This is a genomic window from Comamonas granuli NBRC 101663 (assembly GCF_000739995.1).
GTDB lineage: Bacteria > Pseudomonadota > Gammaproteobacteria > Burkholderiales > Burkholderiaceae_C > Simplicispira > Simplicispira granuli.
On record NZ_BBJX01000009.1, the window covers coordinates 89,138 to 104,205 of the forward strand.

14 protein-coding genes are annotated in these 15,068 nt (G+C 66.1%); 7 read left to right on the top strand and 7 right to left on the bottom strand.

From position 1 onward, the window contains the following. Positions 1–30 precede the first annotated feature (30 nt). The 3 genes from CGR01S_RS16715 to CGR01S_RS10895 form a co-directional block, all read right to left on the bottom strand. A complete protein-coding gene (locus tag CGR01S_RS16715; protein WP_156967553.1) occupies positions 31–2,316 on the bottom strand; it encodes a hypothetical protein in 2,286 nt (761 codons plus the stop codon). A 258-nt stretch (positions 2,317–2,574) separates the two neighbouring features. Next, positions 2,575–3,165, bottom strand: coding sequence for an ATPase (locus tag CGR01S_RS10890; RefSeq protein WP_042426599.1), 591 nt, complete (start codon positions 3,163–3,165; stop codon positions 2,575–2,577). Further along, complete coding sequence (locus CGR01S_RS10895; protein WP_042426602.1) at positions 3,166–5,004, bottom strand: glutamine--tRNA ligase/YqeY domain fusion protein; 1,839 nt, start codon at positions 5,002–5,004, stop codon at positions 3,166–3,168. A gap of 177 nt (positions 5,005–5,181) precedes the next feature. Here CGR01S_RS10895 and CGR01S_RS10900 point away from each other — a divergent pair, with 177 nt between their 5' ends. From CGR01S_RS10900 to CGR01S_RS10920, 5 genes are all read left to right on the top strand, one after another. After that, a complete protein-coding gene (locus CGR01S_RS10900; protein ID WP_042426605.1) occupies positions 5,182–5,547 on the top strand; it encodes a hypothetical protein in 366 nt (121 codons plus the stop codon). Positions 5,548–5,670: 123 nt separating this feature from the next. Then, positions 5,671–6,117 (top strand): type II 3-dehydroquinate dehydratase, encoded by a 447-nt coding sequence (gene aroQ / locus CGR01S_RS10905; protein ID WP_042426608.1) that lies wholly within the window; start codon positions 5,671–5,673, stop codon positions 6,115–6,117. Between the two features lie 4 nt (positions 6,118–6,121). Next, positions 6,122–6,532: an alternative ribosome rescue aminoacyl-tRNA hydrolase ArfB gene (gene arfB, locus CGR01S_RS10910; protein WP_042426612.1), complete on the top strand. Its 411-nt coding sequence runs from the start codon at positions 6,122–6,124 to the stop codon at positions 6,530–6,532. A 117-nt stretch (positions 6,533–6,649) separates the two neighbouring features. Continuing rightward, positions 6,650–7,486 (top strand): DODA-type extradiol aromatic ring-opening family dioxygenase, encoded by an 837-nt coding sequence (locus CGR01S_RS10915; protein WP_042426615.1) that lies wholly within the window; start codon positions 6,650–6,652, stop codon positions 7,484–7,486. Between the two features lie 49 nt (positions 7,487–7,535). After that, a complete protein-coding gene (locus CGR01S_RS10920; RefSeq protein ID WP_042426619.1) occupies positions 7,536–8,207 on the top strand; it encodes an alpha/beta hydrolase in 672 nt (223 codons plus the stop codon). On the opposite strand, the gene CGR01S_RS10925 is transcribed toward CGR01S_RS10920, so the two are convergent. Beyond that, positions 8,208–8,681: an Lrp/AsnC family transcriptional regulator gene (locus CGR01S_RS10925; RefSeq protein WP_042426623.1), complete on the bottom strand. Its 474-nt coding sequence runs from the start codon at positions 8,679–8,681 to the stop codon at positions 8,208–8,210. A 133-nt stretch (positions 8,682–8,814) separates the two neighbouring features. Between CGR01S_RS10925 and CGR01S_RS10930 the strand changes: the two genes are divergently transcribed. Further along, on the top strand, positions 8,815–10,089 hold the full coding sequence (locus CGR01S_RS10930; RefSeq protein WP_042426626.1) for a methionine gamma-lyase: 1,275 nt from the start codon (positions 8,815–8,817) through the stop codon (positions 10,087–10,089). On the opposite strand, the gene CGR01S_RS10935 is transcribed toward CGR01S_RS10930, so the two are convergent. Continuing rightward, entirely contained in the window at positions 10,025–10,510 is a 486-nt protein-coding gene (locus CGR01S_RS10935) for an Lrp/AsnC family transcriptional regulator (RefSeq protein WP_042426628.1), read from the bottom strand. The genes CGR01S_RS10930 and CGR01S_RS10935 overlap by 65 nt on opposite strands. Before the next feature lie 102 nt (positions 10,511–10,612). Here CGR01S_RS10935 and mdeB point away from each other — a divergent pair, with 102 nt between their 5' ends. Beyond that, complete coding sequence (mdeB, locus tag CGR01S_RS10940; protein ID WP_042426635.1) at positions 10,613–13,273, top strand: alpha-ketoglutarate dehydrogenase; 2,661 nt, start codon at positions 10,613–10,615, stop codon at positions 13,271–13,273. Positions 13,274–13,359: 86 nt separating this feature from the next. Here mdeB and ybiB read toward each other — a convergent pair whose 3' ends face one another. Both ybiB and CGR01S_RS10950 read right to left on the bottom strand, forming a co-directional pair. Further along, the gene (ybiB, locus tag CGR01S_RS10945) at positions 13,360–14,277 is read right to left on the bottom strand and encodes a DNA-binding protein YbiB (RefSeq protein WP_042426641.1); all 918 of its coding nucleotides are present in this window, start codon (positions 14,275–14,277) and stop codon (positions 13,360–13,362) included. Between the two features lie 180 nt (positions 14,278–14,457). Continuing rightward, entirely contained in the window at positions 14,458–14,754 is a 297-nt protein-coding gene (locus CGR01S_RS10950) for a hypothetical protein (protein WP_084690649.1), read from the bottom strand. Between the last annotated feature and the right edge of the window lie 314 nt (positions 14,755–15,068).

A 15,068-nucleotide genomic window follows, 5' to 3' on the forward strand; every position in this document is an offset into this window, starting at 1 on the left:
CGCCAGGCTGGTCGGCGGCACGGGCAATGACTAACCGCAAACACCGCGAATAGTGGCGTCTGTTTCGCGAATCATTTGATTCATCGCGTCAATGCCCTCCCGACTTTTGCAGACCGTATAGACCGACAAGCCAATCTCGCCCACCTTGCGGTTCAGCCGGGCCGCTTCGCACGCGCCGGGTTTGTTGGCAAGCACCCGCTGCCGAATTTCTTCTATTTGCGCCATGCCTCTTGTTTCAGCTGCTTTGCAATCACTACCCAAATCAATCGCAGACGCGCCAACCGAATGAGCTGCATTCGCCGGATTGGTCAGTTGGTTCGTTGCCGTAACGGACTGAAGCAGCGCGCTGCCGCCCATGGCAGCCGGGGCATTTGAAACGGGCTTGACCGTTGGTGCAGGGCCGGTTGCGACCTTGAGCGCAATGCGCCGTCCGTCGGGTGCAGTCACGCTCGGGTTGCGCAGTTCTAAAAAATCCCCGTCTAGCAAGGCTAAATCACCCTGCACCTCGATGTTGCGGGCCTGGGCAAAAAGACGGGCATCTGTCGGCGCCAACGGCACATGGACGGGCGCACCATTCCAAGAGCCGCTGAATGCTCCCGCATCAGCGTCGTAGTCGTGCAGGCTTACATTCAAGCGATACGGCAGCGTGAGCCCAGCAAGGCGTGCTCGGTATTCTGCTGTGGACTCAAATTTGTCTTTCTGCAGCGAAGCTATGAATTTTTCAGTAGGTGGATCTTCTTGGAAAGTAATTTTCCAAAAACGTGAATATTTACCTCTCTCGTAAGAGCGCAGATATCCGCCTTGCACATCATTGAAGCGGGGCAAATCTCTCCGCACCTGCCCAGAATCGAGATTAACCAAAACGGAGCGCGGGATTTGATCCAAATCTACCCCTGAATACACATAGACCATCCCTAGGAGCAAATTGGGGTTTGCTGGTGATTGCAGCCATAGGTCAGAAAATTTAGAATCCAGGCCATTGGATAAAGTAAAATCCGTCTGGACGGTGTGACGAATTTTCCATGAGGCAATGTCAATAATATCTACGCGCCCGGTTTGTGTTTCGTGAAGGTATGCCAGATTGCCGCGAATCATTAATCTTTCATTGGCAGCGCCGAGCCGTTGTAATTGGCAGCCCGGAAGGGTCAAGCGTTGAGCGGGGTAGTTGACATAGAAACCTCCAAAACCATCTTCCAAAAACATCCCTCGGATTCCGTAAGGATTATCATTGATGGAATTTGGGGAAATGCTCGAAAGATCGCACAGCATTTTTCCTTGACTAATATCCCACAAACGAGGGGAGGATGAATGGCCAGCATAGGTGACGGCATAAGAGCTTTTGCCCAGCCATGTCGCATATTTGCCACCCCCTTTGTTTTTATCGATTGGGCGGTTGTCACCTTCGAAGGAGGCGATTTTTATGCCGGCTCTGTGTACTGTAATGGTTTCGCCAGAAAAAAGAGAATTGTCATTCAAGGTGAGCACTTCTAGTCGACCGTCATCAGTGATGCGAGTCGCACAATGCTCCGAATTGGCAGCATCAACGTTATCGATGAGCTGGCCTTTTGCTGTATAGAGCGCAGCGCCGTCACAGAACCACTTATGCTTCTCTGTGTCGTACCGATTTTTGGTGTGCAAAACATAACGGCCAGAGGAAGATGTAACTGGAAAGGCAAGGCCCGAAAATTTTTGCAGGGTATTGCCCTGGAGATCAATAAATTCAAAAAAATTCAAAGATCCAAAAACCAGGCTTTCTTCATCCACAAAGTATATGGAGTAAATATCTTTTAAGCCTGTGCGCAAAATTTTCTCATCCTTTGTCGCTGGATCCCGTAATTTAAGAGCCCCACTCTGATCAATGTAGGCGTGCCATCGCCCCTGTGGGGAAATATTCGTGGTAGATGATGGAAGTTCAAAATCTGGCGGTGGTGATTGTGGGTTTTTCGTATTTTCCAAAAAAACCTGTCGGTGAATGCTGATGCGGCCTGCATACTCAACGGGAGGGGTAATGGTTTGACGCCAATTTTCACGTGCGATAGCTGTTTGGCGCTGGCGCTGCGCTGCAGCGGCGGCTTCTGCCGCCCGCTCCTGGGCCTGTTGCTGCCGCTCGCGCTCTTCTTGCATCCGCTGGCGCGCGGCATTGCGTTGTTCTTCTGCCGCCATAGATCGCCCCAAGGCTTCCAAGCCTTTACCCAGTGCTTCGAGCCGCTGGATATCCCCCTTGCCCTGTGCGAACCCCAAGCCGCTGCACAGGCACACGACCAGGCCAAGTGAAAATGGCCGCATGTGCTGGCGATACGAGTAATCGCGTTTCATTTTGTCTCCCGTTATGGTTTTAATACCCGCAAAATTTGTGATTTCAATACGCTGTCAGCGCCGGAGTTTCCACTCCTGAAACGAGCCATCGTTTTCAATGCAATCAGTGCGCGGAAGGGCTGGCGAGGGCCGTTTTCTCTGGGGGCGGTGTGGCCTTTCGCTTTTCTGCCGGCACCACTTTGCCGAAGGCCTGGGCCAGTTTTTGGGCCTGCTGGGCGGATTGCAGCAGGGCCTTTTGCAGCGCGCGGGGGCTGGGGGTCAGTTGCGGGCCATGGTTTGCAGTTTGCGCCATAGTGCTGTGTCCTCGATGGTCTGCTGTCCGTGGGTCAGATGGGCCACGGTCTGGGCGGTGTGCCCGCTGGAATTGTCAAACACCATCCACTCGTCTGCCACGCCTGCATAAAGCTGCAAGAAGTTCCGCAGGCTGCGCCCGAAGCGGCGCTTGATCACATCGGCCGGTACATCGTGGCCACCCAGGGCCACGCGGTGTTTGACGCGGCGCTGGGCCAGCCGGCTGCTGCTCAAGACAAAGTAGTAGATGGCCACATGGTAGCCGCGCTCCTTGAGCCGCAACAAGAATGGGTGAAAGCTCCTGCTGGACAAGGTGGACTCAAAAGCAAAGTCGGCTCGCGCCTGGGCCAGCTCGCGCAAGCGGTTGTGCATGATGCGGCCCGCCGCAAAGGCCACGGTCTCGGTGCGTTGGCCGGCCAGGCCGCGGGCAATGTAGTCCGCGTTGACGAAGGTGGGGATGCCCAGCGCCCCCAAGATCGCATCGGCGTGGGTGGACTTGCCGGCCCCGTTGGGGCCAGCGAACACCACGACGCGCGGGGCGGGCGGGTCAAGGGACATTCACTTCCCCCACGAGTCCTTCAAGCCCGTTACCCGGTTGAACACCGGCTTGCCCGGCGCGTGGTCCTTGCGGTCGGCCACGAAGTAGCCAAAGCGCTCGAACTGGAACTTGTCGTCGGGCTGGGCTGCCGCCAGTGATGGCTCCACATACGCCGTCACCACCTTCAGGCTGCCGGGGTTCAGCAGGGCCAGGAAGTCCTTGCCGCCCGCGTCGGGCTGGGCGTCGGTGAACAGGCGGTCGTACAGGCGCACTTCGGCCTGCACGCCGTCGGCGGCGCCCACCCAGGTGATGGCGGCCTTGGCCTTCACGCTGTCTGCGCCGGGCGTGCCGCTCTTGGTGTTGGGGATGACCTTGGCGTGCACTTCGGTGACCTTGCCGTCGGCGTCTTTCGCACCCACACCGGTGCATTCGATGACGTAGCCGCCCTTCAGGCGCACCACGTTGCCGGGGAACAGGCGCTTGTAGCCCTTGGGCGGCACTTCCTCGAAGTCCTCGCGCTCGATCCACACTTCCTTGCCGATCTGGAACACGCGGTCGGGCGGGGGCGTCTGGCCCTCCGCAATGGCGCTGTGGGGCAGGGCGGGCTGGGTGCAGGTTTCCAGGTAAGCGTCGGAGCCAAACACCTCGGCCCAGTTGGTGAGCACGAGCTTGACCGGGTCCAGCACGGCCATGCCGCGGTGGGCCTTGTGCTCCAGGTCTTCGCGCAGGCAGCCTTCGAGGGTGCTGTAGTCGATCCAGGAGTAGTCCTTGGTCACGCCGATGCGCTCGGCGAAGAGCTGGATGCTCTCGGGCGTGTAGCCCCGGCGGCGCAGGCCGACTATTGTGGGCATGCGCGGGTCGTCCCAGCCGCTCACGTGTTTTTCGTTCACCAGCTGGGCGAGCTTGCGCTTGCTGGTGACGACGTAGGTGAGGTTGAGCCGGGCAAATTCGTACTGGCGCGGCGCGGGGGCGGCGAGCAGGCCGCCTTCGATCAAGCGCTCCATCAGCCAGTCGTAGAAGGGGCGCTGGTCTTCAAATTCCAGCGTGCAGATGCTGTGGGTGATCTGCTCCAGTGCGTCCTCGATGGGGTGCGCGAAGGTGTACATGGGGTAGATGCACCATTTGTTGCCGGTGTTGTGGTGCTCGGCGTGCTTGATGCGGTAGATGGCCGGGTCGCGCAGGTTGATGTTGGGCGAGGCCATGTCGATCTTGGCGCGCAACACCATGGCGCCGTCGGCGTGCTTGCCGTCGCGCATTTCGCGGAAGCGCGCCAGGTTCTCGGCGGGGGTACGGCTGCGGAAGGGGCTGTCCACGCCGGGCTTGCCGAAGTCGCCCCGGTTGGCGCGCATCTGCTCGGGCGTCTGCTCGTCCACATAGGCGTGGCCGGCCTCAATCAGGTATTCGGCGGCGCGGTACATGAAGTCGAAGTAGTCGCTGGCCTGGTAGGGCTGGTCGTTGCCGGGCTGGGCCCAGTCGAAGCCCAGCCATTTGACGGCGTCGATGATGCTGTTGACGTACTCCTGGTCTTCCTTCTCGGGGTTGGTGTCGTCAAAGCGCAGGTGGCACACGCCGCCGTAGTCGCGCGCCAGGCCGAAGTTCAGGCAGATGCTCTTGGCGTGGCCCACGTGCAGGTAGCCGTTGGGCTCGGGCGGGAAGCGGGTGCGGATCTTGGCGGGGTCGGGCTGGCCGGCCGCGTGGTGGGCGGCGTCGCCGGGGCTGCCGGCCCAGCGGCGACTGGCGTAGGTGCCCTTGGCCAGGTCGGCTTCGATGATCTGGCGCAGGAAGTTGCTGGGTTTGGCGGCTTCAGGGCCTGCGGCGGGCGCCGCGGCAGGGGGGTTGGCGGGGGAGAGGGTACTCATGCGGCCATTTTAGGCGGCGCATCCGTGCAGTAATGCGCGCCACGGCCTGGGGGTGTGTACCTTCGGAAACAATAAACCCTGCGGTTTCTGCCATCCTTGGGGGCATCTCGTGCGTTATGGGCGCATGGGTCGGGCTTGGCAGGGTGCCTGGGCTCGTCTGGTTAATAGGAGTTGTCGATGACCTCAACCCGTTCTTTCCTCGGCATGGCACTGGCTGCCGGTGTGGCAGTGGCCTTGACGGTGGGCGCCGCCCCGGCGCAGGCGCGCGATGTGAATTGGTCTGTGGGCCTGAGTTCGCCCGGTGTGTCCGTGGGCGTGAGCAATGGCTATCCGGTGTATGTGGCGCCGGCCCCGGTATACGTGGCCCCGGCGCCCGTCTATTACGCCCCCCCGCCGCCGCCCCCGCGCCCGGTGTATTACGCGCCGCCGCGTCCCGTGTATTACGCCCCACCGGCGCCGGTGTACTACGGGCCGCCTCCCGGGCATTACTACCGCGAGCACCACCGCCATCACCGCCACGGGCGCGACCACTGGCGTAACTGAAGGAGGGCGCCCACGGGCACCATGAACGGCGCCCGCCTGTCCACCCTGCGGCCCGCCTGACCGCATAATCCCAAGCCATGCCCGCCACTGTGGTGGGCATGTGCATTGCGGAGGCTGCTGCCCGTGAAAACCGTTTTCGTCCTCAATGGCCCCAACCTGAACCTGCTGGGCACGCGCGAGCCTGCCGTGTACGGCGCGCAAACCCTGGCCGATGTGGAGCAGATCTGCGCCGCCGCCTGCGCGCGCTATGGCTTGGCGCTGCGCTTTCACCAGAGCAACCACGAGGGCGCGCTGATCGACTGGATCCACGAGGCTGGCCGCCTGCAGGCCGCCGGGGAGTTGGCGGGCCTGGTGCTCAACGCCGGCGCCTATACGCACACCAGCGTGGCGCTGGCGGACGCCGTCAAGGGCACGGGCGTGACGTTGATCGAGCTGCACATCAGCAATGTGCACGCGCGCGAGCCGTTCCGCCACCATTCCTATCTGTCGGCCGTGGCGCGCGCGGTGATGTGCGGCTTTGGCGTGGCGGGCTACGGGCTGGCCATCGACGCGCTGGCGCAAATGCAGTGACGCCATGACCGCCGGGGCACTGCCCGCGATCACCGAGAGCGAAGTCGAGTTCACCGCCATGCGCGCCCAGGGCGCGGGCGGGCAGAACGTCAACAAGGTGTCGAGTGCGGTGCACCTGCGCTTTGACGTCGGCGCCTCCGCGCTGCCCCTGGACGTGAAGGCGCGCCTGCTGGCGCTGCGCGACAGCCGCATCACGCAGGAGGGCGTGGTCGTCATCAAGGCTCAGCAGTACCGCAGCCAGGAGCAGAACCGCGCCGACGCGCTGGCACGCCTCAATGCGCTGGTGCAAAGCGTGGCGCAGCCGCCGCCGGTGCGCCGCCCCACCAGGCCCACCTACGGATCGAAACAGCGCCGGCTGGAGTCCAAAAGCCAGCGCGGCCAGACCAAGGCCCTGCGCGGCAAGGTGCCCATGTAAAACGGGGTTTCACGCTGCGCTGCGGCAAGCGGGTTCATTGGTCTTGTTTTTGGAACGAAGAGTCGGATGGTGGGTGCTTTATGCGCACACGCCAAACTCTTAGAGTGCCGGTAAAGGATGACCACCATGACCGCCACCGCCTCCCCCCACCCCGTTGTTCCCCCGATGTTCGTGTCGCACGGTGCGCCGCTGTTCGCCGTGGACGCGGGCGAAACCGGCCCCGCGCTCACCCGCTGGGGGCAGGAGCTGCGTGCGCGCTTCCCGGGCCTGCGTGGCGTGGTGCTCATGTCGCCGCACTGGATGGCGCGGGGGGTGCGCGTGACCACCGGTGCCCAGCCGGCCACCTGGCATGACTTTGGCGGCTTTCCGCCCGCGCTGTACGAACTGCAATACCCCGCGCCGGGCGCACCGGGGCTGGCGCAGGAGGTGCTGGACCTGCTCGCCGCCGCCGGCGTGGCCGCGCAGGGCGATGCGCAGCGCCCCTTCGACCACGGCGCCTGGGTGCCGTTGCGGCACCTGTTCCCCCAGGCCGATGTACCCGTGGTGCAGGTGGCCCTGCCCGTGGGCGCCGGGCCCACGCAGGTGCATGCCCTGGGGGCGGTGTTGCGCCCGCTGGCGCAGCAGGGGGTGTTGCTGGTGGGTACGGGCAGCATGACGCACAACCTGGCCGAGTTCATGGGCGCAGGGGGTACCGAGGGCGGCCCCGACCCCTATGTGCAGGCCTTCAGCCGCTGGGTGGAAGACGCGCTGCGGCGCCGCGATGTGCCGGCCTTGCTGGACTACCGGGACCGCGCACCGCATGCACGGCGCGCGCACCCCACGGACGAGCATTTCCTGCCCCTGTTCTTCGCCCTGGGTGCGGCGCCGCAGGACTGGCAGGCCCAGTACATCAGCCGTGAAGTGATGTACCGCATGCTGGCCATGGATGCGTTTGCGCTGCAGCCGGTGGTGTGATGGCACCTGCTGCAGTACCATCGGAAACCACTGCTTTGGGAGCCAGGCCATGTTGGATTTGCCGCTCACTTTTCTGCAGCGCCCTGCGGCGCCTGCTACGCCCAAGCCCTGGCTGCTGGTGCTGATGCACGGGGTGGGCAGCAATGAGCAGGACCTGTTCGCTCTGGCCGGGCAGTTCCCGGAGCGCTACTACGTGCTCAGCCTGCGCGCGCCGCACCGCATGGGGCCGGGATCGTTCGCGTGGTACGACTTCTCGCTGGAGCCCGGGGGCACGCGCCGCATCGACGAGGCGCAGGAGGCCCAGAGCCGTGCGCTGATCGCGCAGACCCTGGAGGCGGCGGCGCACCAGACCGGCATCCCGCCCGAGCGCGTGGTGGTGGGCGGCTTCAGCCAGGGCGGCACCATGGCGCTGTCCATGCTGCTCACGCGGCCCGAGCTGCTGCTGGGCTGCATCGTCTGGCATGGCCGCCTGCTGACCGAGGTGCTGCCCCTGCAAGCCGCGGCCGACGCCTTCCATGGCCGCAAGCTGTGGGTGAGCCACGGCGTGCACGACGACGTGGTGCCGCGCTCCAGCGCGCAGGCCATTTGCCACCATTTCGACACGCTGCCGGTGTCCGTCACCAGCCGCGAGTTCTCCAGCGCGCACGAGATCCGCCCGTCCGAGCTGGCGCAAACCCTGGCCTGGCTGGAGGGCCTGTCCACCACGCCCACGGCGTTTTGACTACACCGGCAGCGCCACCGTGCGCTTGACTTCCTTGAGCGAAAAGCTGGTGGAGATTTCGCGCACCCCGGGCAGGCTGCGGATGCTGGTGCGCACGAATTCGGCAAAAAACTCCAGGTCGGGCGCCACCACCTCCAGTTGGTAGTCGTAGCGGCCCGAGAGGTTGTGGCAGGCCAGCACCTGCGGCAAGGCCTGCACTTCGCGCTCGAAGGCGGCGGTGATTTCCGCCGTGTGGTTGTACAGGCCGATCTGCACGAAGCCGAGCACGCCCAGGCCCACGTGGTGGCGGTCCAGGTGCGCGTGGTAGCCGCTGATGATGCCGCTGTCCTCCAGCTGGCGCACGCGCCGCCAGCAGGGCGAGGGCGAGAGGTGGACGCGCTCGGCCAGTTCACCGACGGTGGCGCGGCCGTCCTGCTGCAGCGCGCCCAGCAGGGCACGGTCCACGGCATCCAGGGGGGTGACAGGGTGGGGCATGGTATGCCTTGATTGGTTTGATTGGAGGAAATTAATTCCAATTTTGCGCGAAATAACCGCGCTAATGGCGAAAATTTTCCAGTGGTTTTGGCAAACAATTTTGCTCATTCCAACCCCTCCAGGAGACCCCACCATGAGCAAGGCCTACGACCACCGCGGCGGTTTTTCCACGCGCGCCATCCACTTCGGCTACGACCCGGCCGAGAACCAGGGCGCGCTGGTGCCGCCCATCCACACCTCGGCCACCTGGGTGTTTCCCGACGTGGGCTACGGCGCGCGCTGCTTTGCGGGCGAGGAAAGCGGCTACATCTACACGCGCATTGCCAACCCCACGCTGGCGCTGCTCGAAGGGCGCCTGGCCAGTCTGGAGCAGGGCGCGGCCGCGGTGGTCTTCGGCTCGGGCATGGGGGCCATCACGGCCACGCTGTGGTCCATGCTGGAGCCCGGCGACGAGGTGCTGACCGACATGACGCTGTACGGCTGCACCTTTGCGTTCCTGCACCACGGCCTGGGGCGCTTTGGCGTGGCGGTGCGCCATGTGGACATGACCAACCCGGCCAACGTCGCCGCGGCGCTCAGCGACAAGACGCGCGTGGTCTACCTGGAGTCGCCCGCCAACCCCAACATGCGCCTGGCGGACATCGCCGCCATCGCGGCGCTGGCCCATGCCAAGGGCGCCAAGGTGGTGGTGGACAACACCTACTGCACGCCCTACCTGCAGCAGCCGCTGGTGCTGGGTGCCGATGTGAGCGTGCACTCCGTTACCAAGTACCTGGGCGGCCATGGCGACCTGACAGCGGGCGCCGCCGTCTTTGCCGACGCCGAACTGGCCCAGCGCGTGCGCCTGTACGGCCTCAAGGACATGACGGGCGCGGTGATGTCGGCGCACGACGCGCACCTGGTGATGCGCGGCCTCAAGACCCTGGCGCTGCGCATGGACCGCCACTGCCAGAGCGCGCAAAAGGTGGCCGAGTTCATCGCGGCGCACCCGGCGGCGGCCGTGGTGCACTTCCCCGGCCTGCCCAGCTTTCCCCAGCACGCGCTGGCCCAGCGGCAGATGCGCCAGATGGGCGGCATGATCGCCTTCGAGCTGCACGGCGGCCTGCCGGCCGGTGTGCGCTTCATGGACGCGCTGCGCCTGGTGACGCGCGCCGTGAGCCTGGGCGACGGCGAGTCCCTGGCCCAGCACCCGGCCAGCATGACGCATTCCACCTACACGCCCGAAGAGCGCGCCGCGCACGGCATCTCCGAGGGGCTGGTGCGCCTGTCGGTGGGCCTGGAGGACGTGGAGGACATCCTGGCCGACGTGGGCCAGGCCCTCGACCTGGTGCAGGCCCTGGGCTTCAGCCGCGCCCAGCCTGGGGCGGCTGCGGCAACGGCAGCGCCGTCTTGTAGCGCACCTGCTTGAGGGCGAAGCTGGAGCGGATCTTCTCCACCCCCGGGATGGGCGAGAGCCGCTCCAGGATGAGCTTTTCCAGCGCCGCCATGTCGGCCACGGCCACGCGCAGCAGGTAGTCGCTGTCGCCGGTCATGAGGTAGCACTCCATCACCTCGTCCTGCTCGGCGATGCGCTGCTCGAAGCCGGCCAGGGCTGCCTTGCTCTGCGTCTTGAGGCTGACGCTGATGAACACATTGAGCCCCAGGCCCAGCGCGGCGGCGTTGGCCAGCGCCACGTAGCGGCTGATGACGCCCGCGGCCTCCAGCGCCTTCACGCGCGCCAGGCAGGGCGAGGGCGAGAGATGCACGCGCCGCGCCAGCTCCACGTTGGAGAGCGCGCCGTCGGCCTGCAGTTCGGCCAGTATGCGCAGGTCGATGGCGTCAAGCTTCATATGCTGAAAAAAGCGTTTTGGTCAGTATTTCATGCTGCTGTTTGCTGATTTTGCCCGCAAAACGGCAGCCCATTTTGCTTGTCAAGGAATAGAGTGGCAGCCATGAACGCACCCACGCCCCTGTCCGCCCTGGCCCCTGCCGAGGGCCTGCCCGACACCGACCCCCAGGAGACCGCCGAGTGGCGCGAGGCCTTCCTGGCCCTCGTGGCCACCGCAGGCCCCGAGCGCGCGCGCTTCCTGCTCGACGAGCTCGCGCGCCTGGCGCGCGCCCAGCGCGTGGGCTGGCAGCCGGGCCTGAACACGCCCTATGTGAACACCGTGGCCGTGCAGGACCAGGGCGTGTTCCCCGGCGACCTGGCCGTGGAAGAGCGGCTCGCGTCCATCATGCGCTGGAACGCGCTGGCCATGGTGGTGCGCGCCAACCAGGCCTATGGCGAGCTGGGCGGCCACATCGCCAGCTACGCCAGCGCGGCGGATCTGTTCGAGACCGGCTTCAACCATTTCTTCCACGCCCGCGAGGGCCTGGGCGCGGGCCAGCACCGCGGCGATCTGGTGTTCTTCCAGCCGCACAGCGCGCCCGGCGTGTACGCGCGTGCCTTCCTCGAAGGGCGCCTCTCCGAGCAGGACCTGATGCACTACCGCCAGGAAATCACCGCGCCCAGCGTGGGCGCGCGCGGCCTCTCCAGCTACCCGCACCCCTGGCTCATGCCCGACTTCTGGCAGTTCCCCACGGGCTCCATGGGCATCGGCCCCATCAGCAGCATCTACCACGCGCGCTTCATGCGCTACCTCACGCACCGCAACCTGCTCGACTGCACGGGCCGCAAGGTGTGGGGCGTGTTCGGCGACGGCGAGATGGACGAACCCGAGAGCATGAGTGCGCTGACGCTGGCCGCGCGCGAGGGCCTGGACAACCTCGTCTGGGTGGTCAACTGCAACCTGCAGCGCCTGGACGGCCCGGTGCGCGGCAACGGCCGCATCATCGACGAGCTGGAGCGCCTGTTCGCTGGCGCGGGCTGGAACGTGGTCAAGCTGGTCTGGGGCAGCGACTGGGACGGCCTGTTCGCCCGCGACCTCACAGGCGCGCTGGTGCGCACGCTCGAAGGCACGGTGGACGGGCAGATGCAGACCTTCGCCGCCAAGGACGGGCGCTACAACCGTGACAACTTCTTCGGCCAGAACCCCGAGCTGGCCGCGCTGGCCCAGGGCATGACGGACGAGCAGATCGACCGCCTCAAGCGCGGCGGCCACGACCTGGTGAAGATCCACGCCGCCTACGCCGCCGCCGCCGCCCACCAGGGCCAGCCCACGGTGATCCTGGCGCACACCAAGAAGGGCTACGGCATGGGTCAGGCCGGCCAGGGCAAGATGACCACGCACAGCCAGAAGAAGCTGGACGATGGCGACCTCATCGAGTTCCGCAACCGCTTCAACCTGCCTTTGAGCGACGCGCAGGCCACTGGCCTGGCCTTCTACAAGCCACAGGAGGACAGCGCCGAGATGCAGTACCTGCGCCGCCACCGCCAGGCTTTGGGCGGCTACCTTCCCCGGCGCGAGACGGTGTGCGAGGCGCTGCCCGTGCCGCCCCTCGCCAGCTACGCGCAGTTCGCGCTGGCGGCCGATGGCAAGGAGATGAGCACCACCATGGCCTTCGTGCGCATGCTGGGCACGCTGCTGAAAGATGGGCAACTCGGCCCGCGCATCGTGCCCATCGTGGCCGACGAGGCACGCACCTTTGGCATGGCCAACCTGTTCAAGCAGGTCGGCATCTACAGCAGCGTGGGCCAGCGCTACGCGCCCGAGGACATCGGCTCGGTGCTGAGCTACCGCGAGGCGCTGGACGGCCAGATCTTGGAAGAAGGCATCAGCGAAGCGGGTGCGATTGCGAGCTGGACGGCGGCGGCCACCAGCTACAGCGTGCACGGCCTGGCCATGCTGCCGTTCTACATCTACTACTCCATGTTCGGCTTCCAGCGCGTGGGCGACGCCATCTGGGCCGCCGCCGACCAGCGCGCGCGCGGCTTTTTGCTGGGCGCCACCTCGGGGCGTACCACGCTGGGCGGCGAGGGCCTGCAGCACCAGGACGGCAGCAGCCACCTCGTGGCCGCCACCATCCCCAACTGCAAGGCCTACGACCCGGCCTTCGCGGGCGAGATGGCCGTCATCATCGACGCCGGCATGCGCGAGATGGTGACCGAGCAGCGCGATGTGTTCTATTACGTCACGCTGATGAACGAGAACTACGCCCAGCCCGACCTGCCACCCGGCGCGCACGAGGGCGTGCTGCGCGGGTGCTATATCTTCAATAGCTACCCGCGCTTGTCGGGTGGGCGTCAGAGCCCTTTTTCATCTGAAAAATCCGTGACCCTGCTGGGCTCCGGCGCCATCCTCACCGAGGTCATCAAAGCCGCCGCGCTGCTGGCCGCCGAGGGCATTGCCGCCACCGTGGTCAGCGTGACGAGCTGGAGCGAACTGGCGCGCGACGGCCAGGCCTGCGAGGCGCGCCTGCTGGCGGGCGAGCCGGCCCCCGGCACGCCCTGGATTGCCCAGGTGCTGCAGGCCACGCAGGGCCCGGTGGTCGCCGCCACCGACTATGTGCGCGCCGTGCCCGAGACCGTGCGCGCCTTCCTGCCGCCGGGGCGGCGCTTAGTCACGCTGGGGACGGACGGCTTCGGCTGCAGCGACACGCGGGCTGCGCTGCGCAGCCACTTCGGCGTGGATGCGGCGCACATCGCCCAGGCCGCGCGCCACCTGGTGGCTTAGGGCGACGCTGAATAGGTCCCTGTGATGGCGCGCGCCCGGCTTTGGGATGGGATGCGCGGCGCGCGAGGGACTTGTTCAGCGTTGCCTCAGCGCATCTGCCGCGCCAGCGCCACGATGTGCTGCACCTGCAGCGCCACGGGGGCTGGCACCGGCGCCTCGCCCTGCAGCACGGCGCGGGTATAGGCCGCGGTGCTGGCCGCGCCGATGTCGGTGGGCAGGGCGGGCACGCTGGCGAGCGGGCCGCCCTGGGCCTCCTGCATGCGCTGGGCCTGGCCGTACAGGTAGGCGTCCATTTGCGGGGTGCGGCGTGCATCGGCCACGGGTTCGCCCTCGGTGCCGCGCAGCAGCAGGGCGCAGGCGCCGGTCAGCGCCAGGGTAGCCGCCATGGATTGCGCGTATTCGGGGTGGGTGTAGCTGCCGACGACGATGCTGTGCGCCCCTGCGGGCACCAGCGGGTCCAGCAGCTTGACCAGGCTGTGCGCGCTGTTGCGCAGGCCCAGCACGCGGCGTACCTGCAGCAAGCGCTCCAGGCCGGGGCACAGCAACGCCGTGGGCGCATAGGCCACGCTGCCCGCGGCCACGGCCTGCGGCTGCGCCAGGGCCTCGACGCCCAGGGCGGCCAGCACCTCGGCGCTGCTGGCGCGGCGCTCTTCGGTGGCCGTGCCGTGCACCAGCACGGCCAGGCCCTCGCGCGCCAGCAGCAGAGCCAGCAGCGGCGTGAGCAGGGGGAGCTTGCGCGCGCCGTTGTAGCTGGGCAGCACCACCAGGGGGGCGGTGCTGGCAGGCAGGTGCGGCAGGCGCTGGTGGATGGCGTCGAGAAAGCCGGCCATTTCCTCGGGCGTTTCGCCCTTGATGCGCATGGCCAGGCAGAAGGCGCCCACTTCGAGGTCGCTCACGGCGCCGTCGAGCACCTGGCCCAGCAGGTCGGCGGCCTGGGTGCGGTCGAGGGCGCGCGCGCCCTCCTTGCCGCGGCCTATGTCCTTGAGGTAATGGCGAATGCCCATGGATAGCTGTGTGTTGGCTGCAGGGCCGGCCATTGTGCAGCAATCGGTAGCCATCCAAGCAAGTGGTACGCCGCCAAAACGCCCGGCCCGCAGGCGGACCTGCGGGCCGGGGGGGGGGGCGCCTGGCGGAGCCGCGCCGGGGTGCGCCGAGATGCGCCCGGGAGGCGGGCGCTGGGCCGATCAGCTCAGTTCGCCCAGGGCGATGCGGTGTGCGCGGGCAGCGATGGCGCCTTCGTTGCGCACGGCAGGGCGCTCCTGGGTGCTGGCGGCGGCAGCGGCGTGGTCGGCCACAGGGCCGCGGGCGAACTGGGGCAGCGCCTTCTGGCCTTCGGCGCGCACATCGGTGCGGTTGCGCACGGATTGCACCTTGGCTTCGAAGTCGGTGCCGTACAGGTCGCCGTTGAGTTCAGCGGCCTGGGCGCCCAGCGTGGCGAAAGCGGAGAGGGCGGCGATAGCGAGGATGCGTGCGTTTTGCATGATGTTTTCCTTGGTCAAAAGTCACTTGTCAAAGTGCTCCTGCAAAGGCTTGGGGGTGCTTGCGGGAGCGGTGTCGGTGAGGGCGGTGTGTGTTTGCGTCTCATCGATGGGGAGACTGTATTCCTCATCCGCCTGCAAAAAAACCGCCTGGTCGCGAATTGACCATTTCGTTTATAGAAATAATCTACGGTGCTGGCACGGGCGCGGCGGGCCCGGGGTGTTGCGCCGTGGCACCTGACGGCGTGCGCGGGGCGCGGCATGGGTTGCTTTCCGCCGAAGGATGGGCTGAAATGGGCTGGTCCAAGACCCCGTGC